A 19,100-nucleotide genomic window follows, 5' to 3' on the forward strand; every position below is an offset into this window, starting at 1 on the left:
GATCGGCATGCCGAGCGGACCGGGGTGGGGCAGGGTTACGGCCGCAGCACGACCTTGATGACACCGTCCTGCTTGTCGCGGAACTTCTGGTACATTTCGGGCGCATCCTCGAGGCTTGCAGGGTGAGTCACGACGAAGCTCGGGTCGATGTCGCCAGCTTCGATGCGCGCCAGCAAAGGCTTGGTGTAAGCCTGGACATGCGTCTGGCCGGTCTTGATCGTCAGCCCCTTGTTCATCATCGCGCCGATCGGGATCTTGTCGCCCATCCCGACATAGACGCCGGGGATCGAGACCGTGCCACCCATCCGGCAGCTCATGATGGCCTCGCGCAGGACATGCACGCGGTCGGTGGCGAGGAACGTCGCCGCCTTCACCTTGTCGATCACCGCATCCATCGCGCCATGACCCGAAGCCTCTGCACCGACGGCGTCGATGCAGCTGTCCGGACCGCGGCCCTTGGTGCGGAACTGGAGTTCGTCATAGACACTGTCGACCTCGGCGAAGTTGATCGTCTCCGCACCGCCGGCCTCGGCCATCGCGAGACGCTCGGGCACCTCGTCGATCGCGATCACGCGGCCCGCGCCGAGCATCAGCGCCGATCGGATCGCGAACTGGCCGACCGGACCGCAGCCCCAGATCGCCACGGTGTCGCCCTCTTCGATGTTCGCATTCTCGGCGGCCATATAGCCCGTCGGGAAAATATCGGAGAGGAACAGCGCCTGATCGTCGGTGACGTTGTCGGGAACCTTGATCGGGCCGATATCGGCCATGGGCACGCGCAGATACTCCGCCTGGCCACCGCAATACCCGCCGAGCATATGGCTGAAGCCGAACAGGCCGGCAGGCGAATGGCCCATCGCCTTGATCGCCATTTCGGCATTCGGGTTGGTCCGCTCGCACGCCGAGAACAGCCCCTTGCGGCAGAAGAAGCAGTCGCCGCAGCTGATCGTGAACGGCACGACGACGCGGTCGCCGATCTTCAGGTTGGTGACCTCGGAGCCCAGTGCGACGACGACGCCCATATTCTCATGGCCGAGAATGTCCCCGGCCTGCATCGTCGGCTGATACCCGTCGAGCAAATGAAGATCGGACCCGCAGATCGCGCAAGACGACACCTTGATGATCGCGTCACGCGGATGCTTGATCTCGGGATCCGCGACCGTATCGACCCGAACATCGCCTTTTCCATGCCAAACCAGTGCGCGCATCAGAAAGTCTCCGTCTTTTAATTGGCGTGCCGCACTCTCGAAAAGTACATTACGCCGTCAAAAATAATAAGCAGTAGACCAAGCCCGACGGACGATAGACTTCGCGATGCCAGCAAAGGCGTTGGTCAGCGTGGTTCAGTTGGGCGTCGTGCCGTCAAGCTTTGGATATTGATGGAGACATAGCGATCCGAGCCTCCTCATCGTTCCTGACGATTTCCAGAATTCGACGGGTATATTTCGTATTGATCCTTATCAGGGTAGCTAAAGACAGGATATCATTGGAAAATTTCCGAAAGCCACGATCATTCGGGGGTCCTTCCTAGCGAAAACCGCGTGCGAAAGGATGTCGCGGTACGATGGAGACAGGGTTGGATGCTCGGTTAAGCGCAGTGCGCACCGTCAAATTCGCCGTCGACGGGGCCAATTCGGACAGTCAACCGTTAGGATATCATCATCTCTTGCCGACGCTTAGCGCCACGCCTGTCACGGCGCTGGCGTGCTGGTTGGCGAATACACGACGTCAGACCCGGGATTGAACTATGCAAATCAAGGCCATCCTTTTCGATATCGACGGCACGCTGGTCGATACCAATGACATGCATGTCCTCGCCTGGGAGGAGGCCTTTGCAGGTGTCGGGGCGTCCTTCGACCGGCAGGTGATCCACGATCAGATTGGCAAGGGGACCGACATGCTCGTGCCGACCCTGTTGCCCGATGCCGACGCTGAGGAGCAGGAGAAACTCGGCGATACGCATGGCGCGATCTTCAAGGCAAAATATCTCGAGACTGCCAAGCCGTTCGCTCGCGCGCATGATCTGCTGGCGCACGCGCATAGCCTGGGGCAGCAGGTCGTGCTCGCCTCGTCCGCGTCGGGATCGGAGCTCGACCATTACATCGCGCTGCTCGAGGCGCGCGATCTGATCGGCACGACGACGAGCAGCGACGACGTCGAGCGGACCAAACCTGCCCCGGACATTTTCGCGACCGCCCTGAAGGCGCTGCCGGGAATCGATCCCGCCGAGGTGATCGTCGTCGGCGATACGCCTTATGATATTGAGGCGGCCGCCAAATGCGGCATCGCCGCGGTTGCGGTCCGATCGGGCAAGTTCAGCGACGAGCAACTGAACGGCGCGGGTGCGGTCGCGATCTATGACGATGTCGCGGCCTTGCTTGTCGATTACGCCCAATCGCCGCTGGGGCGCTGACCGCTATGTCTGTCACACTGAAACCCCTTCGCGATCAGGTCATCGTCGTTACCGGCGCGACCAGCGGCAACGGCCTCGCAATTGTCGAGGCCGCCGTGCAACGCGGTGCGGCCGTCGTCGCGACCGCGCGGAACGACGCGGCGCTCGAGGCCCTCCGCGTCCGTTTGTCGGCCGATGGCGGACGCATCGCGGTGTGCGTTGCCGACGTCAGCGACATGGCCGCGGTCGAGCGTGTCGCCGCCGTTGCAGTCGCGGCGTTCGGCGGCTTCGACAGCTGGGTCAACAATGCCGCGACAGGCACGTACGGCACACTCGATCAGGTGCCGATCGCCGATCACCGGCGCGTGTTCGACGTCAATTATTTCGGCGTACTGCACGGATCGCTGGTCGCGGCCCGCCATCTGCGCGGCCGAGGCGGCGCGATCGTCACTATCGGCTCAATTCTCAGCGACCGTGCGATCGTCGAGCAGGGGCCCTATGGCGCGACCAAGCATGCGGTGCAGGCGCTGACGGACACGTTGCGGATGGAGCTGGAGCAGGAGGGGGCCGGCATTTCGGTCACGCTGATCAAGCCCGGCGCAATCGACACGCCATTCCCCGAACATGCGCGCAATTTCATGGATCAGCCACCGCGCCTGCCACCGCCGCTCTACGCCCCCTCCGTCGTCGCCGACGCGGTGCTGTTCGCGTGCGAGACGCCGCGGCGGACGCTGTATGCTGGCGGTGGCGGGCTGCTGGCCTCGCTTCTCGCGCGCGCCGCGCCGCGGGTGAGCGACCGGATCATGGAACTGGTCGGCACGTTCGCGCAGCAGAAGCCCGGGGATCCCGGTGATCCGGCACGCCGCGACAATCTCTATGATCCGCGGGCCGATGCGCTGCGCGGGACCCAGCATGTCCGGGCCCGCACGTCGAGCAGCGTGCTGCAGGCGCAGAAGCTTCACCCCGCGGTTGTGATGCTGGGCGTTGTCGGCGCGGGTATCGCCGTCGCGCTCAGCCGACCAAAAGGTGCCCGCCGGTAATATCAGGCACGGAAAGAGTAGGGAGCGTGCGCGGCGTCGACGCGTGACCATCCTTCCGCGCCATTTTGAAGTCTATATCAACCGGACGCCGGCTGCGCGGAACTGCGCTTCCGCCACGTCGACCGTCGTTCCATCACCTGCCGGCATCGCGATCGCTCGCGTGTATTCCGTCAGTATAGACGCTTCGAAGCCCTCGCGCCGCGCATCGAGCGCCGACCAGGCAACGCAGAAATCATAGGCCAGCCCAACGAACACGCACCGCCGGACCTGCTTGTCTCGCAGATACCCGGCCAGCCCCGTCCTCGTCGTCTTGTCGTTCTCGAAAAAGGCCGAATAGGAATCGATCTCCGCATTATAGCCCTTACGAACGATGACGTGTGCGCGGCGGATGGTGCCCTCCACCCCGGGATGGAATTCGGCACCAGCGGTTCCCTGAACGCAGTGATCGGGCCATAAGACCTGCTCGCCATAGGGCATCGCCACGGTTTCGAATGGCTGCCGATCGGGGTGGCTGCTCGCGAAGGACTGGTGTCCCGCAGGATGCCAGTCCTGGGTTACGACGACATGCCGGAACCGCGGAGCGAGCCGTTCGATCCCGGCCATGATCTCGTTTCCGCCCGCAACCGCCAGCCGGCCGCCGGGGCAGAAGTCGATCTGCGGGTCGACGACGATGAGCGCGTCCGACCCCGTGATCGCTGCGTCGCCGGTGAACTGCTCGATACCCAATGTCACCTCCTGCAAAGCCGACAGGTCGCGTCAAAGGCGGCCGATGACAAGAATGATCCTATTGCCGAGCGCCTATTTGCGAACACTGGTCGACGGCTGGGCCAGGTCCGGGAAGCGATCGAGGATCGCGCTGGTCACGCCGTTGGTCCAGCCGAACCCGTCCTGGACCGGATATTCGCCGCCCCCGCCGGGTATGCGCTGTTCGATATTATACTTTTCGAGCATCTTACCGGTGTCGGCATAGGCCGCGCCGACCGTCCCGAGCCAGCGTCTCGCGATGTCCTTGGCCAGCGCCGGTTCGCCGTTTCGCTCGAGCCCTGCGATCGCGACCCATTGCAGCGGTGCCCAGCCATTGGGTTCGTCCCATTGCTGCCCGGTGTTGAGCGTCGTCGTGCGCAGGCCCCCCTCGGCGACCAATGATTTGCGCACCGTCGCGGCGACGGCCTTCGCCTGGGCCGGCGACGCAAGCCCGACGAACAGCGGGTGCAGCATCGCCGCATTGACGCTGGTCGTTGGCATGCGCGTCGACAGGTCCCAATCGGCGTAGCGCGCGGTCGTCGCCTGCCAGAGATAACGGTCGATCGCGGTCTTGCGCTTGGTCGCCAGGGTCGTGAATTCGGTCACGCAGGGGGTGTCGCCGGCGGTCTGGCAGCGCGCGGCGATGCGGCGTTCCATCGCCCAGATCAGGCTGTTGAGATCGACGGGCACGATGTCGGTGGTGTGGATTGTGGCGAGCGACCGGGGATCGCGAAGCCAGCGGGAGCTGAAATCCCAACCGCTCTCGGCGCCCGCGCGAAGGTTGCGTTGCGTATCGGCAGCGGCGCGGGGTGCCGCCCTGGCCGCGGTCTCGACGTCCTCGGCATAGGATTCGTCGCGCGGCGTATCGCGGTCGTCATAATAGCGGTTGAGCACGCTACCGTCGGGCATCCGCACGACGCGGAGACAGGCCGGGTTGCCGTCGAGGCAGGTCGCGCCCTTCATCCAGAAGGCGTGCTCGGCGCGCAGTGCCGCCAGCCGACGCTTTGCGACAGCGGGGTCGGTGTTGGTCGAGAGATCGAGCATCAGCGCATAATAAGGCGGCTGCGACCGGCTAAGATAATAGGTCCGCGTCCCGTTCGGGATATGCCCGTAGCGCTCGATCAGGCTGGTGAAATTGTCGAGCATCGACTCGACAAGCGGCTGCTGGCCGTCGACCTTCAGCCCGAGCATCGTGAAATAGCTGTCCCAGTAATAGATTTCGCGGAAGCGCCCGCCCGGCACCACATAGGGTGCCGGCAGCGGCAAAGCGGAGCTGCCGGCGACGGGGGCGACCGGCTGACGGACGAGTTGCGGCCACAAGGCCCGGACATGCGACCTCAGATCGCCCGAACCCCGGTCATTCTCGCCGGGCACGACGTAATTGGCGAGCACGAACGCCTTCAGCGCCGGGCCGGCGGGTCTGGTCCGCGCATAGTCCGCCATGATCGCCGCGGCAGCGCGCTTGGGGACGGCATCGACGAACGTCTTGCCGTCCGCGAAGACGTGACCATGCTGCACGGCCTGGAACAGCGGGCCATAGATATCGGCGGGCGACTGGGCCTTCGCGGCGGATGCAGCCGGTCGGGACGGAGCGGTCTGGGCAGGCGCCATCGCGGCAACCGAGGCCAGGGCGGCAAAACGGCAAAGGGTTTTCATGAAGATCGCAACCATTTCGCCAGGGTGATCGATCCCCCGACGGGGCGGGATCGATCACCCTGGGCTGTGTCAGAACTTGAACGCGGCGGCGAAGCGGATCGAGCGACCCACGATCGGCCTTGCGAGGATCGTGCCGCTGCCCTGCGATCCGAGCGTGCGCGGATTGCCTTCGGTCAGCCCGATCTCGTCGGTCAGATTGTCTCCGATGACCTGGAACTGCACCTGCCGGTTCAGATCGAGCGTGATGCCTGCGTCGAGCTTGTAAAAGCTCGGCAGCACCTGCGCGTTCTGGACGTCCGAGAAGCGGTCGCCGATATAGCCGATCGTCGCATAGACGCCGGCCTTCGCATCGCCGCCGAGCTCGAGATCATAGGCGGGGGTCACGCGCCATTGCCATTTCGGCTGGCGCTGAACCCGGTTGCCGGTGAGATCGGTCCGGCCGCCATCGGTGAAGAAGTCGCGGTAGCTGGCGTCGAGATAGGTCGCCGACCCGCTGAGCGTGAAGCCGCCGAACGGCCGCAACTGCCCCTCGAACTCGACGCCGGTCGCCTTGGCGCCGCCGACCGACGCGATCGGGGCGCCGCTGGTGATGACCGTCGTCGCAAGGCCGTCGAACGTATTGTGGAACAGCGTCGCGTACAGGTTGGCGATGCCGGTCGAGACCTTCACGCCGCCCTCATAGCTGTCGACCTGCGGTGCGACGTCGATCCCGTCGCGCAGATTGTCGAAGAACGGAAAGCTGTTGCCGCGGCTGTAGCGGACGAACGCGCCGACCTGCCGGGTCAGGTCGTAATTGACGCCGCCGGTCCACGACCAGGCATCGCCGCGGTAGCGGATCGTGCGGAAGGTGCCGTTCAGCTGCGCATCGCCATTGTCGTAGAGCGTCAGCGGATTGCCGTCCGCACCCGCCGCCGGGACCGTCGCTGCAAGGTTTTCGAGCGTGCCGTCGACCGAGTGATGCTGCCACCGGACGCCGCCGTCGATCCGCAGCTGTTCGGTAATCTGCAGTTCGTCGACCGCATAGCCCGCGACGTCCTCGCCGGTGTAGCGCGCGTTGACCTTGAACGTCGATCCGCCCGAGAAGCCGTCCCGCGTGACGATCCGGCCATCCGCCAGCGTCAGATTCAGCCGCCGGGCATTGGGTTCGGCGGTGAGCAGCATGCTGTTGCCGAGATTCCACCGGTCGCGCGACTTGTACCGCGTGTAGTAGACGCCACCGGTCAGCGTGTTGCTGCCCGTTTTCCATTCCAGCGCGAAATCGTTGACGAAGGCCTGGATGTGTTTTTCGACGCTCCACAACCCGGCCTCGACGACCGCCTGGTTGGGCGAGGCCGCCGCACCGCCGGTGGCAAAGGTCAGCGATCCGATCGTCCCGCCCCGGCCGGCGGCATAGGCGGCGGCGGTGACCGGCGCGGCGCCGCCGGGGACGAGACCGATCGTGTTCGCATCGCCCTCCATCCAGCTGCCGCGATCGCGAACCGTGATCCCGCTGCCGAGTTCGTAATCGAAATTGCCGCCCAGATTGTAGATCTTCGCGCTGCGGCCATCCGCCAGATCGACCCGGCTGCCGTCGTTGCGCACGCCGATCCGCGTGTCGCGCCCAACGAGCGTTCCGGTGCCTGCATCGAAGCCGGGATATTCGCGGATCTTGTCGCCGTCCTGGACGACCGGGATGGGCAGCAGCCACTGGCCGCGATCGTCGAGATAGCGACCGAAGAGCAGGATCGAGCCCTTGTCGAAGTCATGGCGGATATTGCCGGTGATCTGACCACCGCGCTCCGCCTCGAACTGCGCGTCGCGGATCCCGCGCGAGGTCGAGTAATAGCCGCCGAGCATATAGGTCGTGCTGTCGTCGATCGGCCCCGAGACATAGCTGTCGACGCGGAACTCGCCGAAATCGGTGCCGCTGAGTTTCAGCAACCCGGCCGGCGCCTGCTTCCCCTCGCGCTGGACGAGGTTGACGGTCAGGCCGGGCTGGCCGTTCGAGAACAGTGCGCCGGTGCCGCCGCGCACCGCTTCGACACGCTGGATCGTCTCGTCGATGCGGATCAGCTGCGTGTTTTCGAGGAACGACAGCGTCGGCGGCGGGAAGAAAGGCACGCCTTCGGTCTGGAAGGTGACATATTCCGCATCGCCCCCTGATGGATAGCCGCGCACGAAGATGTTCGCGCCGGTCTTGCCGCCCGAGCTTTCGGTGCTGACCCCCGGCACCGCACGAAGGACTTCGGCAGTGCTGGCAGTGCCGAGCCGCTGCGCCATGCTGCTGTCGATCGTGGTGACCGCGAACGCCGCATCCTGGCGCCGGGTGCCTGCGCCCGCCGTGCCGATCACGACGATATCGGGGGCGGTTTCCTCGGGCACCTGCGTCGCAGCCGGATCGGCTGCCGCCTGCGCCGGGGCGACCTGAACCGCCGCGGGCGTGGCTTCCGCCGCCTGAGCGTGCGCGTCGATGATCAGATAGGCCCCGCTCGGCGTCAGCCGGTGGCCGAGCCCGGAGCCTTCCAGGATCGTCGTCAGCGCAGCGCCGACGTCCATCCGGCCGGCCACCGCGCGCGCGGTCTTGCCGCGGACGAGTGTGGGGGAGAACAGGATCTGCCTGCCACTCTGGCGCGAGAAGGCGAGCAACGCGGTGCTCATGTCCTGCCGCGCGATGCGGATGCCGATAGCGGCCTGCGCGGTGACGCCGATCGGGATCCCGCCCGCGCCCAGCGCCAATGCGGTCAACATCACGCCGCGTATCAGCACGGCCCTGCCTGTGGATGTCATGCAACCCTCCCTGTTCGTGCGATCCCTCTGCCGGGGTCGATCTGACACTAAAGACGCGGGACGTTGGAAAACCCGAACCGGGTTTTGCCCTCGGGTCGATTATTTTTTCGAGGCGATCGTGATGCTGCCGTTCGGGTGCCGATCGACGCTGACGGGAAAGCCCAGTTCGAGCGCGTCGAGGAACGGCTGGACCTCGCCCGTCCGGAACGCGCCGCTGATCCGGACCCGGCCCGCCGCGGCGTCGACGATCGCGATCTGCTGGACGCTGTAGCGATTTATCTCGGCGACGGCCTGACTTAATGCCTCGTCCTCGAACACGAGCCGGCCTTCGCTCCAGCTTGCCAGTCGCTGCGCGCTGCCGGGCATGTGGCGAACCGACAGGCCGTTGGCCGATGCGGTGAGGACGTCGTCGGGCACCAACGCGACGGGCTTGCCGCGTGCGCCCTTGCCGGCGACGCTGACGAGCCCTTCGAGCAGCGCGACGCGCACCGCGCTGGTTTCGAGCCGCACGTCGAACGCGGTGCCGTGCGCGGTCACCGCCTGCGCGCCGGCAGTGACGACGAACGGCCGGGTCTGGTGCTTGGCGACCTCGAACAAGGCCTGTCCGCGTTCCAGCACCAATCGACGCTCGTTGCTCGTATAGGCCATCCGGACCTGCGTGTCGGTATCGAGAGTCAGCCGCGACCCGTCGGACAGCGTGACCATCAGGCGCTGACCCGTCGCCGTCCGGTACATGGGTGTTTCGGCGACCTGCACGGCAGGCGTATCATCCGCGAAGCGCCACAGCGCCAGCGGCGCGACCACCGTGGCACAGGCGGCCGCGGCCAGCATCCACGGCGCGACTCGTCGCGGCTCGCGGCGCAGCGCGGCACGCGCCACGGCCGCGTGCCGCAATGCCAGCAGGTCGGGATGGTCTGCCAGCGCTGCACTAGCAACCCGTGCTTGGGCTATCACCGCCCAGGCTGCAGCGTGATCCGGTCGCGCATGCCAGTCCTCGAACCGCGCACGCATTGCTGCGCTCGGGTCTCGGTCGAGCCGTTCGGCCCATTCCGCGGCTTCGATCATGACCGGAGCGCTCACCGATGCCAGTCCTTCAGGCGTTCCGCGACATGCGCGAGCGCGCGTGCCTGGTGCTTCTCGGCGGCACGCGTCGAGATCGCCATGGCATGCGCGACATCGGCCATCTTCAATCCCTCCAGCATTCTGAGCACGAACACGTCACGTGTCCGTTCGGGCAGTTCGGCAAGCGCACGACGCAACGCGTCCGCGATGTACTTACTCGCCAAGACGCGGTCGGGCGCGAAATCCGAACCTTCAAGCGAAAGATCGTCGATCGGATCCGACAATCCCGCGCCCCGCGCCTGATTGCGCCGCGCCTGATCCTTCAGGACATTGGCCGCGGTGACGAAGATGAAGCTGTCATGTTGGCGAATGCCGTTCGGGTCCTCCAGCCGACTTAGCCTCAGGAAAACCTCCTGGACCAGGTCGGGGACGTCGTGCGGCGCGGACACGCGCCGCGTGAAGTACCGGCTCAGCGGCCGGGTATAGGTCTCAACCAGCGCGCGAAGGATCATTGTCCTTTCGCCAAGGCCGGACACTTGCTCCCCCTCCATAGCCATGACCGGTTTCTAATAGCCGGGTCTGTTACGTCAATGTGTCTCGCTGGTCGGTATTTGACGCGGTCAATCTTGCGGCATTCGAAATCTATATTGATGCACGCGAACGCGCGCCGTGTTGTAGAAGCCGTGAACACCGTTTTCTGGGCCGCTCCACGAGGCGTAGCTGGTCAGCGCTGCTTCTTCGTCGTCGTCGCGGTGAAATCAGGATCTTTCTTCGCGACCCAATCCACGAATTTGCGGACCGTGGGATCGGCGAGCAGCGCGTCGACATTCATGCCGTGGCGTTGCAGTTCGGAATTGGTGAAATTCGCCATCAAGGTCTGCTGGCAGATCGGATGCATCGGCACGACATCGCGACCGCCCCGGCTCTTGGGCACGGGATGATGCCAGACAATGGTCTTGCCGAGCGCGCGGCCGCAGAGCCAGCACGGCGCGACCGGTGCCGGGCCTTCCTCGTCTTCGCGATTGGGCTCCTCATACGGGGCATGTTTCGAATGTTTGCGGGCCATGTCGCTGCGTAATCTTTCGGTGGATGTTTGCACGCCGTAGCGGCGGGCCCGGCACCACTACACCTGTGACACGCAGGATGACCACAGGAACGGATGTCGGGATTGGGTCGCGAAGGCCCCGGGCCAGACGCTGTGCGTCACACGGAGCGAACCCGCACGCGCGTTAAGACAGAGATCGTCGAGCGGCAGATCGGCCTTGGGGAGCGCCTGGGAAACCGTTCGTTTAAACTTCGTGGCTAAAGCGACGCGATGCCGACGTCCTCCCCAGCGCCCCTGACGGCACCATCCGACCATGGGCATAATGCACTGGCGCGTGCCGTCCGGGGGTGTCGACGGCATCTGGTCTTCGCGGGTCTGTTCTCCGGGCTGGTGAACATCCTGTACCTTGTGCCGTCGATCTTCATGCTGCAGGTGTATGACCGGGTCGTGCCCACGCGGGGCGGGACGACGTTGCTGCTGCTGACGCTGATCCTCGTGCTGGCGCTGGTCGTGTTCGCGATCCTCGACGCGGTGCGCATGCGGTTGCTGCTGCGCGCCAGCATGCGGCTGGAGCGTCAGGCGGCACCGGGGATCCTGCTGCGGATCCTTGGCACCGATGGCGCGACAACCGGCCAGCGCAGCCAGGCGATGCGCGATTTCGACACAGTGCGCGGGACCCTGACCGGGCCGACGATCATCGCGCTGTTCGATGCGCCCTGGGCGCCGATCTATATCGGCATCGCGTTCCTGCTTCACGTCTGGATCGGCGTGCTGGCGCTGATGAGTGCGCTGCTGCTCGGCGGGATCGCAATCCTCAGCGATAGGGTGACCGCGGGGGCCGCGCGCGACACGCAGGCCCGCGCGGTTCTCGCGACGCGCGAACAGGATGTGTCGATCCACGGATCGGAGGTCGCGCGCGTGATGGGGATGCGCAACGCGCTGATCACCCGGCATCTGCTGGAGCGCGCCGAGCTCGTCCGCCGCCAGGCCGCGCTCGCCGGTACTTCGGGGCAGTTTCTCGCGATCACCAAGTTCCTTCGCCTGCTGCTCCAGTCCCTCGCGCTCGCGCTCGGCGCGCTGCTGGCGATCCGGCAGGATATTTCGGGCGGCGCGATCTTTGCTGCGTCGCTGCTGCTGGGGCGGGCACTTCAGCCCGTCGAGCAGATCCTTGGCGCGATGAAGCCGCTCGCCGCGGCGCGCAACGCCTATCGCGATCTCGATGCGTTCTGCCGGATGCCGGGGCCCGCGATCGACGCGACGACGCTCCCCGTGCCGACCGGCCGGATCGACGTCCGCGGTATCACGGTGCGCGCGGAAGGCAGCGATCGCGCCTTGCTGTCGGACATCAGTTTCGCGGTCGCGCCCGGCGAGATCGTCGCGCTGGTCGGCCCGAGCGGCGCGGGCAAGTCGACGCTGCTGCGCGTGTTGTCGGGTGCGCTGTCGCCGGATGCGGGCGAGGTGCGGATCGACGGTGCAAGTCTGGCGGACTGGAACCGCGAACAGCTCGGCCGGCACGTCGGCTACATGCCGCAATCCCCGTCGCTGTTCCCGACCACGGTGCACACCAACATCTCGCGGTTCCAGTCGGTGCTGGCGGGCGAGAGCGAGCAGCTCGACGCCGCGGTGGTCGAGGCGGCACAGGCGGCGGGTGCGCATGAGGTGATCTTGGGCCTGCCCAATGGCTATGCGACGATGCTGAGCATGGCGGACGGGTCGGGGCTGTCGGCGGGGCAGAACCAGTCGGTCGCGCTGGCGCGCGCGCTGTACGGTACGCCGACGATCCTGTTCCTCGACGAGCCCAACGCGCATCTCGACAGCGATGGAGAAGCGCGGCTAGTGACGACGCTCTCGACCCTTCGCGCGCGTGGCGCGACGGTGATCGTATCGACGCATCGGACCGGGCTTCTGCAGGCGGTCGACAAGATCATGGTGCTGCGGAACGGCACGATCCAGCTGTTCGACGACCGCGCCAAGGTGTTGCGCCCGGCCAGCGCGGGGCCCGTCGCCGGCACCGGAGGCGCCCGATGATCCCCGCCGAACTGGCCAGCCCGGTCCCCGCCGCCGCTGGCGCAAGCCTCGCGGATCGCCTCCGCCTCGACGACTCCCCGCGGCACGCGATCCTGGTCGGCGGGCTGGTCGCGATCCTGTTCTTCGTCGTGGGACTGGGCTGGGCGGCGTTCGCGCGGCTCGATGCCGCGGCGGCGGGCGAGGGGCAGGTGGTCGTCGCGGGCAATCGCCAGACCGTCCAGCACCGTGAGGGCGGGATCGTCGCAGCGATGGCGGTGCGCGACGGCCAGCACGTCCGTGCCGGCGACGTCCTGTTCCGGCTCGAAGGCGCCGAAGTCACCGCAGCCGAGCGTGCGCTGGCCGCCAGCGTCATCGACCTCCAGGCGCAACGGGCCCGGCTCGAAGCGGACGTTCGCGGCGGCGCGGTCGTCTGGCCTGCGGACTTCGCGTCCGCGCAGGGCGACGACCTTCGTCTCGTCGAGCGTGCGAAGTCGCTCCAGCTGGCGCAGCGGTCGGCACGCTCGGCCGCGCTCGCAGCAAACGGCGCGGTCCTCCGCCAGCAGGAGGCGGCCGTCGCGCAGCAGACGACCGGCTTCAACGCGCAGGCGCAGGCGACCGCCCGGCAGCGCGCCTCGCTTCGCCAACAGCTCGACAGCACGCGGGCGCTTGCCGATCAGGGCTATGTGTCGCGCAACACGGTCCGCGCGATCGAACGTTCGATCCAGCAGCTCGACGGGACCGATGCCGACTATGTCTCACGCTCGGCGGCGGCGCGCGAACAGATCGGCCAGACCCGCGCGGAAGGCGTGCAGACCCGCCGCAAATATGTCGAGGAAAGCGCGACGTTGCTGCGCGACACGCAGTTCCAGTTGAATGAGGTCTTGCCCAAACTGGCCGCGGCGCGCGAACAGCTGGCGCGCACGATCATCCGTGCGCCGGTGGCGGGCCGCGTGGTCGGCCTGCGCGTCTTCTCCGTAGGGGGCGTGATCCAGCCGGGGCAGGCGATCCTCGACATCGTTCCCGACGCCGCCCCTTTGGTGGTCCGTGCGAACTTCTCGCCGGGCGACATCGACGGGGTGTTTGCCGGGCGCGAGGCGGAGGTGAAGTTCCTGTCGCTGCACGAACGTGACCTGCCGATCCTGCTCGGCACGGTTCGTACGGTTTCTGCGGATTCGCTTCGCGACGAGCAGACCGGTCGCAGCTATTTCAGTGCGGAGGTCACCGTGCCGCGCGCTCAGATCGCCAAGATCGAGGCGGTGCGCGGCCGCGATACGGGGATCCGCGCGGGCGTACCGGTCACCGTCCTCGTCAAGCTGCGGTCGCGGACTGCGGTCGACTATCTTCTCGATCCGTTGACCGAGGCCTTTTCACGGTCGCTCCATGAACGCTGAGAGGATCTATCTCACCGCCGCCATACTGCTGGTGCCGGCCATGCCCGCGCTCGCGCAGACGGCACAGGAGGCAGCAACCGCAGCGCCCGAAACGCTGGGGCAGGCGATCGCCGATGCCTATCGCAGCAACCCCTCGCTGGAGGGACAGCGCGCGCAGCTTCGCGCGCTCGACGAGCAGATCGTCCAGGCGGGGGCCGCGTACCGGCTGACCGCGGGCATCAACATGACGCTGCAATATCAGTCGCAGGACCAGCGCGGGCTGCTCGGCGATTTCGATACGGCGCGGGGGCGGACCCTGGGGGCGTCGCTGACCGCGTCGCAGATCCTGCTGAACGGCGGGCGGACCGCGGCGCAGGTGTCGGCGGCGGAGGCGACCGTGCTTGCCGGGCGCGAGCGCCTGCGCGAGGCGGAGAACACGATCCTGCTCGAAGTCGTCGATGCGTTCGTTTCGGTGCGGCGCGACCAGGCGCTGGTGGCGATCCAGCAACGCTCGCTCGACTCCTATGGGCGACAGGTGACCCAGGCGATCGCACGCGAACGGGGTGGCGACCTGACCCGCACCGACATTGCGCAGGCCGAGGCGCAGCGCGAGATCATTCGCTCGCAGTTGGCGCAGGCCACGGTCAATCTCCAGGCAAGCCGCGGCCGGTTCGCGGCGGTCGTCGGGCGTAATCCCGGGACGTTGCTCTTGCCGCCGACGCTGCCCGGCCTGCCGCGCTCGCTCGATGCCGCGTTCGCCGTGGTGGAGAAAGAGAGCCCGAGCCTGTGGCAGGCGATCCTTGCCACCAGGGCGGGGGACGCGCGGATCGCGGCCCAACGCGCTGAACGTGCGCCGATCGTCGCGCTGTCGGGCAGCTATGGCTATGGAAGCCCCTATTCCTACCGCTTGCGCGATGCCGGTGCGCAGGCGACCGGCGGAGTCACGGTGACGATGCCGCTGTTGACCGGGGGCGTGATCGGCTCGCGCGTCCGGGCCGCGGTCGCCGAACGCCAGCAGCTCGGGTTCGAGGTCGAGACGGCGCGGCGCGCCGCACTCGCCAATGCCCAGAACGCCTGGAACCAGGCGGTGGCGGGTGGCGAACAGATGGCGGCGGGGCAGCGCGCGACCGAGGCGGCGGAGTCGGCGCTCACCGGGGTTCAGCGCGGGTTCGCGGAGGGATTTCGCTCGAATTTCGAGGTGCTGGACTCGGAGCAGCGCCTGCTGACCGCGCAACTCGTGTTCGTCAACGCGACCTATGGAGCCTATGCCGCCGAGGCGCGGCTGTTGGCGACGCTGGGGCGATTGCAGGCGGCGGCGATCGATCAGGCGGTGCCGACCTATGATCCGGCGCAGAACACGCGGGTGGTGCGGGCCAAGACATTCGGACCGTTCGATCCGGTGCTCGCGCCGATCGACCGTGCGCAGAAGCCCGCTGGCACCGCCCCGGCGGCACCCGTAATCGCGCCCGCCACCGACGCGCGGATCAGGCCGGCCGCCGTCCAGAATTTGCCAGGGCCGATCGGCAATGTGCTGCCGATCGCGCCGTTTCCGGTGCTTGCGGGCCCGGTCGCGGCCGATCTGAGCGATGCGGTAGTCACCGGCGGGAGATGATCCGATCCGGCGTTCGCGCGTAGGCTACCGCTGGATCAGGGTTTCGTAGAGTTCCGCATAGGCCCCGATGATCGTGTCGTGATCATAATCGCGGCGCACGCGTTCGCGCATGGTTTCGCCCATTGCCGATCGCATCGCCGGATCGCCCGCGATCGCGAGGATCCCCGCCGCGGTCGCTGCCGGATTGACCAGCGGGGTGACGATGCCGCCATGGCCGCAGTCCGCCCCGCCGCGTCCCTCAATCATCTCGCGGCAGCTGCCGACATCGGGCGCGACCACGGGAATCCCGCAGGCGCCGCCTTCGAGGATCACCAGCGGCTGCGCTTCGGACAGGCTGGTGAGCACGAGCAGGTCGATCTTTGCCATCCAGTCCTCGATCCGCACGCGCCCCGCGAAGTGGAAGACCGGGGACAGGCCCAGATCCTCGACCAGCCGCGAGCATTCCGCGGCATATTCCGGGTCCTCGTCCTCGGGGCCGAGCACGACGAAGCGGATGTCGGGGCGTTCGGCATGCGCGATCGCGGCGGCGCGAATGAACGTCTTCACGTCCTTGATCGGGACCACGCGGCCGAGCAGCGCGACCAGCGGGTGTGCCGGATCGCGCTGGTCGGGGAGTGCGGCGAACCGCTTCGAATCGATCCCGTTGGGAATGACGCGGACCCGGTCGGCAGCGGCACCCAGCCGGCGCTGGACCGCCGTATTCTCGCCGTACAGCGCAACGATCGGATCGCAGCTGTCATAGCAGGCGGTCGCATAGCTGGTGAAGGCACGGACCCAGAGGTCGCGCAGATCGCGCACGCTGCGTTCGAGCTCGAGCCCGGTGTCGACCTGATCGCCGATCCAGTCCGCCATCATCACCTCGATCTGGCGTTCGAGCAGGTAGATGCCGTGTTCGGTGATGAACGCCGGGCGCCCGGTCTCGCGCGCGGCGCGGGCAGCGACCAGGCCTGCGAACCCGGTCGAGATCGTGTGATACGCCTTGGCGCGCGGCAGGGGCGCGGTCAGGACCGCGAGCAACCCGCCGAGCAGCACGCGCATCGCCCAGAAATAATGGTGGAACGAGGCCTTGGGCAGCATCGCCTGATAATGGCGCCTGAGCCGTGCAAAAACCGCCGGGTGCGACAGGATGTCACCGGGGGCAAGCGGTCGCGCGATGCCGCCGATCACGTCGATCAGCGTCGCGAGCCGGTCCGCGCCACCGGTCGCGACGAACGCGACCAGCGCGTCGGCGATCGGCACCGCGATCCGATCCGGGATTGAGCGCGGCATCGCCGGCGCGGGCGCCAGGCCGATTTCGACCACCGCGACGACGTTGGGCGGCGGGGCGAGCTGGAACGCGAGCAGCCCGGCACCCGGCTTGATCGCGGCGATCACGAACCGGACGTCGGGCAGATGCGTGATCAGATCCTGCAGCCAGCCGGATACGCCGCCGATCACATAGGGATAGGCGCCCTCGACGATCAGGCAGATGTCGGCGTCCGGCATGTCGAGCGACGCGTGCCGGGACGTTTCGGCCAGGGCGGACAGCGGGATCATGCCACCGCGCCCGTCAGCCACCAGTTTGCCAGCGTCGATGCGCCGCGGTCGTTCGCGCCGGTTGGAGCATCGGTCCGGTCCACCGAGGCCTGGATCGCGGTCGCCATCCAGTCGATCGCGTCATAATCGCCCGCGGCCCAGAACGCCTCGATCATCAACGCATCGCGCGTGTCCGCATGCCGGTCGTCCGCCCCGTCAGATACCGCAGCGGCCATCGTCGCAACCGCGTCCTCGCGCAGGTGGAGGCGCTGTGAATCGGACAGCAGCACATCCGAACGCGCGTGGTCCCCGAGCAGCCGCGCCAAGTTCGTCGCGGCGTCCGGATCGCCGCCATCGGCAACGCGGGCTGACAGCCGTGCACGGGAGAGCACCAGATTTTCCGCGACGCGCGCCGACGCGGCCGCCGCAAGCGCGCGGATCGTCTGGTCGCTGTCGGTCAGCGCCAGCGCGATGAGCGGCGACAGCGCGGGCTCGAACGACCGCACCACGGTCTCCAGTGCCCGCCGCCGCTCGGCGACCGCGCCGTGACGCATGATCGTGACGAGCGAGCTCAGCGTATCGGGGGTGGCATGATGAACCCGCCCGTCGAGCATGCGGGCCACCGCGAGACGCGCGCCACGCTGTGCGGAACGCCCGGCAACAGGGCCGAACATCTCGTCGTCGGTCCGGTGTGCGGCAGGTCTGACCAAGCGAGCAAGGGGCAGGGCAACAAGCAGGCCAAGCGGGCCCATCACACCCAGCATCGCCGCCGCAAAACCGGCCGCCGCACCGCTGCGAAGCCACAAAGTGAGCCCAATTCCGCTAGCGACGGCATGGGCCACGAGCGCCCAACCGGCCGCGAGTCCAGCAAGCCAGCATGCCGTCAGAACGACCAACTCCAGCAGCGCGAGCGCAGCGAGGCGGCGGATCACGCAACCAGCCCGGCAGCTCTGACCGGGCGCTGGGTCGCGTGCAGCGTATCGGCGAGCAGCGGGGTCAGCCAGGCGGTGATCTCGGTCAATTCGGCGGTACGGCTCGCGTTCAGCGTCTCGAACGGCAGTGTGTGAAGGACGAGGCACCCGACGACCTCGCCGGTCTTGCGATCGGGCAGGGCGATCGCGGCGACGCCGATACCGTCGAGCAGGCTACGATCGCTGCGCTTCGCGACGTGCAGGATCCCGTGGGGCCGTGCCATCCGCTCCATCAACGTCGCTGGCAGGGTGTCGCGCCGTCCCGCGGTAACCGGCCCGCGGATCCATGCGCGGGCCTCGTCACCGGTCATGCGGTAGCAGGTGAAGTCGGGGGTTCGTGCGGCAAGCGCGATCAGTTCCCCGATCGCGCCACGTCGTTCAGCCAGGTCCTGCGAACAGAGTCGCGCTGCCGTCTCGATCGCATGGCCGACCGTATGTGCCTCGGTCGCGATCTGCACCTGAAGCAGTCGGTTGGTCCGAGACAGCGCGGCAAACGCCTCGGTCAGCCGTGCCAGGTTCCGCGCCGCAACCCCGCCGCGCTTTTCCAGCCGATCGTGCCGCGCGGTCCGCATGATCGTCACTTCGCCGATGACTCCGGAGGCGACGAACCACATCAATGGCTGGAGCGAGAGATGGAACAGATGATCGAGATAGTCGCGCGCGCCCGCGTCATCGTGGACATGCGCGAGCCATAGCCCCGACGCGATTCCGGCGGCGACGACGCCGGGGCCGGTGCCATAGGCGAGCGCCATCACCAGTACCGGCAGCCAATAGGGGTTGGGCTGGACGCGCGTGAAGCCGGTTTCGCCCGTCAGCCACCAGTCGAGCGCCGCCAGCGCGGCGAAGGTGAGCGCGATCTCCAAGGCAATCCGCAAGGGGCGTCGCCACCGGCCCTGCCATTTTGGCGCAGATTCGTCGTG

At 67.1% G+C, this 19,100-nt stretch carries 15 protein-coding genes; 5 read left to right on the forward strand and 10 right to left on the reverse strand.

Features of this window, described 5'->3' with window-relative positions:
- Window positions 1–35 precede the first annotated feature (35 nt).
- Window positions 36–1,208, reverse strand: coding sequence for a zinc-dependent alcohol dehydrogenase (locus IFT71_RS00730; RefSeq protein WP_031395504.1), 1,173 nt, complete (start codon window positions 1,206–1,208; stop codon window positions 36–38).
- A gap of 539 nt (window positions 1,209–1,747) precedes the next feature.
- Between IFT71_RS00730 and IFT71_RS00735 the strand changes: the two genes are divergently transcribed.
- Together IFT71_RS00735 and IFT71_RS00740 are read left to right on the forward strand one after the other, a co-directional pair.
- Window positions 1,748–2,413: an HAD family hydrolase gene (locus tag IFT71_RS00735; RefSeq protein WP_192138798.1), complete on the forward strand. Its 666-nt coding sequence runs from the start codon at window positions 1,748–1,750 to the stop codon at window positions 2,411–2,413.
- Window positions 2,414–2,418: 5 nt separating this feature from the next.
- The gene (locus IFT71_RS00740; protein WP_192138799.1) at window positions 2,419–3,432 is read left to right on the forward strand and encodes an SDR family oxidoreductase; all 1,014 of its coding nucleotides are present in this window, start codon (window positions 2,419–2,421) and stop codon (window positions 3,430–3,432) included.
- A 72-nt stretch (window positions 3,433–3,504) separates the two neighbouring features.
- Here IFT71_RS00740 and IFT71_RS00745 read toward each other — a convergent pair whose 3' ends face one another.
- The 6 genes from IFT71_RS00745 to IFT71_RS00770 form a co-directional block, all read right to left on the reverse strand.
- Window positions 3,505–4,158, reverse strand: a complete 654-nt coding sequence (locus IFT71_RS00745) for a nicotinamidase (protein WP_197975979.1) — start codon at window positions 4,156–4,158, stop codon at window positions 3,505–3,507.
- A 72-nt stretch (window positions 4,159–4,230) separates the two neighbouring features.
- Complete coding sequence (gene treF, locus IFT71_RS00750; RefSeq protein ID WP_192138800.1) at window positions 4,231–5,832, reverse strand: alpha,alpha-trehalase TreF; 1,602 nt, start codon at window positions 5,830–5,832, stop codon at window positions 4,231–4,233.
- A gap of 69 nt (window positions 5,833–5,901) precedes the next feature.
- The gene (locus IFT71_RS00755; RefSeq protein WP_244654680.1) at window positions 5,902–8,598 is read right to left on the reverse strand and encodes a TonB-dependent receptor; all 2,697 of its coding nucleotides are present in this window, start codon (window positions 8,596–8,598) and stop codon (window positions 5,902–5,904) included.
- A 99-nt stretch (window positions 8,599–8,697) separates the two neighbouring features.
- A complete protein-coding gene (locus IFT71_RS21805; protein ID WP_192138801.1) occupies window positions 8,698–9,678 on the reverse strand; it encodes a FecR domain-containing protein in 981 nt (326 codons plus the stop codon).
- On the reverse strand, window positions 9,675–10,172 hold the full coding sequence (locus IFT71_RS00765; protein WP_244654681.1) for an RNA polymerase sigma factor: 498 nt from the start codon (window positions 10,170–10,172) through the stop codon (window positions 9,675–9,677). Before IFT71_RS00765 ends, IFT71_RS21805 begins: the two co-directional genes overlap by 4 nt.
- A gap of 212 nt (window positions 10,173–10,384) precedes the next feature.
- Entirely contained in the window at window positions 10,385–10,726 is a 342-nt protein-coding gene (locus IFT71_RS00770; RefSeq protein WP_192138802.1) for a hypothetical protein, read from the reverse strand.
- A gap of 249 nt (window positions 10,727–10,975) precedes the next feature.
- Between IFT71_RS00770 and IFT71_RS00775 the strand changes: the two genes are divergently transcribed.
- Genes IFT71_RS00775 through IFT71_RS00785 form a run of 3 tightly spaced genes read left to right on the forward strand, consistent with a single transcriptional unit; the run spans window position 10,976 to window position 15,694 of the window.
- On the forward strand, window positions 10,976–12,733 hold the full coding sequence (locus IFT71_RS00775; RefSeq protein WP_192138803.1) for a type I secretion system permease/ATPase: 1,758 nt from the start codon (window positions 10,976–10,978) through the stop codon (window positions 12,731–12,733).
- Window positions 12,730–14,103 carry an HlyD family type I secretion periplasmic adaptor subunit gene (locus tag IFT71_RS00780; protein ID WP_192138804.1) on the forward strand — a complete coding sequence of 458 codons (1,374 nt, stop codon included), beginning with the start codon at window positions 12,730–12,732 and terminating at the stop codon, window positions 14,101–14,103. The genes IFT71_RS00775 and IFT71_RS00780 overlap by 4 nt, the downstream gene beginning before the upstream one ends.
- A complete protein-coding gene (locus tag IFT71_RS00785; RefSeq protein WP_192138805.1) occupies window positions 14,093–15,694 on the forward strand; it encodes a TolC family protein in 1,602 nt (533 codons plus the stop codon). Before IFT71_RS00780 ends, IFT71_RS00785 begins: the two co-directional genes overlap by 11 nt.
- A gap of 24 nt (window positions 15,695–15,718) precedes the next feature.
- Here the strand turns inward: IFT71_RS00785 and pelF are convergent, their stop codons facing one another.
- The 3 genes from pelF to IFT71_RS00800 are packed head-to-tail and all read right to left on the reverse strand — an operon-like array spanning window position 15,719 to window position 19,055.
- Complete coding sequence (pelF, locus tag IFT71_RS00790; protein WP_244654682.1) at window positions 15,719–17,230, reverse strand: GT4 family glycosyltransferase PelF; 1,512 nt, start codon at window positions 17,228–17,230, stop codon at window positions 15,719–15,721.
- The gene (locus tag IFT71_RS00795) at window positions 17,227–18,141 is read right to left on the reverse strand and encodes a hypothetical protein (protein ID WP_192138806.1); all 915 of its coding nucleotides are present in this window, start codon (window positions 18,139–18,141) and stop codon (window positions 17,227–17,229) included. The genes pelF and IFT71_RS00795 overlap by 4 nt, the downstream gene beginning before the upstream one ends.
- The gene (locus IFT71_RS00800) at window positions 18,138–19,055 is read right to left on the reverse strand and encodes a hypothetical protein (RefSeq protein WP_192138807.1); all 918 of its coding nucleotides are present in this window, start codon (window positions 19,053–19,055) and stop codon (window positions 18,138–18,140) included. The genes IFT71_RS00795 and IFT71_RS00800 overlap by 4 nt, the downstream gene beginning before the upstream one ends.
- Between the last annotated feature and the right edge of the window lie 45 nt (window positions 19,056–19,100).

Origin of the sequence: Sphingomonas sp. CFBP 13733 (assembly GCF_014841795.1) — a bacterium.
In the GTDB taxonomy this organism is placed as follows: Bacteria; Pseudomonadota; Alphaproteobacteria; order Sphingomonadales; family Sphingomonadaceae; genus Sphingomonas; species Sphingomonas aerolata.

Excerpts from the sequence above, each read along its gene's own strand:
- IFT71_RS00730 (WP_031395504.1), bottom strand. The coding sequence starts at position 1,208 with ATGCGCGCACTGGTTTGGCATGGAAAAGGCGATGTTCGGGTCGATACG.
- IFT71_RS00735 (WP_192138798.1), top strand. The coding sequence starts at position 1,748 with ATGCAAATCAAGGCCATCCTTTTCGATATCGACGGCACGCTGGTCGAT.
- IFT71_RS00740 (WP_192138799.1), top strand. The coding sequence starts at position 2,419 with ATGTCTGTCACACTGAAACCCCTTCGCGATCAGGTCATCGTCGTTACC.
- treF (WP_192138800.1), bottom strand. The coding sequence starts at position 5,832 with ATGAAAACCCTTTGCCGTTTTGCCGCCCTGGCCTCGGTTGCCGCGATG.
- IFT71_RS00755 (WP_244654680.1), bottom strand. The coding sequence starts at position 8,598 with ATGACATCCACAGGCAGGGCCGTGCTGATACGCGGCGTGATGTTGACC.
- IFT71_RS00765 (WP_244654681.1), bottom strand. The coding sequence starts at position 10,172 with ATGATCCTTCGCGCGCTGGTTGAGACCTATACCCGGCCGCTGAGCCGG.
- IFT71_RS00770 (WP_192138802.1), bottom strand. The coding sequence starts at position 10,726 with ATGGCCCGCAAACATTCGAAACATGCCCCGTATGAGGAGCCCAATCGC.
- IFT71_RS00775 (WP_192138803.1), top strand. The coding sequence starts at position 10,976 with ATGCCGACGTCCTCCCCAGCGCCCCTGACGGCACCATCCGACCATGGG.
- IFT71_RS00780 (WP_192138804.1), top strand. The coding sequence starts at position 12,730 with ATGATCCCCGCCGAACTGGCCAGCCCGGTCCCCGCCGCCGCTGGCGCA.
- IFT71_RS00785 (WP_192138805.1), top strand. The coding sequence starts at position 14,093 with ATGAACGCTGAGAGGATCTATCTCACCGCCGCCATACTGCTGGTGCCG.
- pelF (WP_244654682.1), bottom strand. The coding sequence starts at position 17,230 with ATGATCCCGCTGTCCGCCCTGGCCGAAACGTCCCGGCACGCGTCGCTC.